Raw genomic sequence first — 1284 nt, forward strand, 5'->3', positions numbered from 1 at the left:
GGGCAATAAAAATCCACAATAAAAACATCTATCGGTCGTTGCCTATAAAATTGAACGCCGTGTATTTGTTTGCGCCGTAAACGCTGCCACAACAGTAACTCTGCTTGCGTTTGGTTGCAGCGAAGTTGTCGTGCTGGCTCTTTTAAATATGCCTTGTATGTCATCAAAATCCCCCTTAGTCCCCCTTTGTTAAAGGGGGAGACGCACAGTACCTTATTAGCGATGATGCCCCCTCCTTTATTAAAGGAGGGCTGGGGTGGATTTACCCCAAAAGCCAACATCGCTACGCTGCCAAATTACTGACTGGCGCGAACAAGCCGCACATAATGGAAAGCGTACTTAACGTTGTAGCTGCCGGAGCCGCCGTTGAAAAAGACAATCCACGCGCTGCCACTATAGTAAGCCACAGGCGAGGAGGACCAATACCAATCACTTTGGGTGTTGGGAAAGTAAGCACTGTCTATAGCAGGGTTAAATTTGCCATAGTTTACAATGCTGCGTAGCTCTTCTTTGCTTGGCAGTCTCCAGTTGTTGTGGCCACACAAGCCTTGAGCATTCACTGCTTGAGCAAAGGCTTGGGTGTTGTTGCCGTTATTTACATAGCCCTCAAAACCGCCATTGGTGCTGCTGTTGGTGTTGTACCATGTGTAGCGGTTGTCTTTGTCGCGCAAGCCGCCATCATCGGTTTTAACCTCCCACATCAGGCCTGTGTGGTTGTCTTGCACACAGCTCCACGCTGTCGCATTAGCAGGCAATGCTGCACCTGTGGCACTTATTTTTGTAAAGTCAAAGCCTGCATCACCGCCACCCACTTTGCTAAGTTGGCCTTTGGCTGCTAAAGCATCGCGGCCTAATTGGGCATCTTGGTTTAGGCCAAACCAACCGCCCATTGTTGCGGCAGTGCAGTCGGCAAACAGGGTGCTTTGGTCGCTACACGCGGTAATGCCTGTGTCGTTTAATAGGCCAGTGGCGGCTGTTTGGGTAGCGGCGGTCACGGTAATTACGTGGCTTGTGGTGGCGGTGTTGCCTTGGCTGTCGGTGACGGTGAGCGTGGCGGTGTAGGTGCCTGCTGTGGTGTACATTTCGGTAATAGTCGATAGTGTTAATACTTGGCTAGGATTGCTGCAATCGCCACCACCACTGTCACCTATTTCGCCACCACCTGCAAAGAGGTACGAGCAAATTTTGCCCTCTAAGGCTTTGCTGTTGCTGAGGTTAAAGATGACGGGTTGACCAACAATGGCCGTTAGGGGTGAGCCAGTGAGGGAGGCAATGGGGAGTGCG

Annotated in this window: 2 protein-coding genes; both read right to left on the bottom strand. The window is 51.0% G+C overall.

Annotated elements, in window-relative coordinates; all coding sequences use genetic code 11:
* A partial coding sequence (locus Q0212_RS15765) for a DUF559 domain-containing protein (protein ID WP_297927274.1) occupies nt 1-164 on the bottom strand: 164 nt, incomplete at its 3' end.
* A gap of 132 nt (nt 165-296) precedes the next feature.
* A partial coding sequence (locus Q0212_RS15770; RefSeq protein WP_297927272.1) for a DUF1566 domain-containing protein occupies nt 297-1284 on the bottom strand: 988 nt, incomplete at its 5' end.

The sequence above is a fragment of the uncultured Agitococcus sp. genome (assembly GCF_937920075.1).
In the GTDB taxonomy this organism is placed as follows: domain Bacteria; phylum Pseudomonadota; class Gammaproteobacteria; order Pseudomonadales; family Moraxellaceae; genus Agitococcus.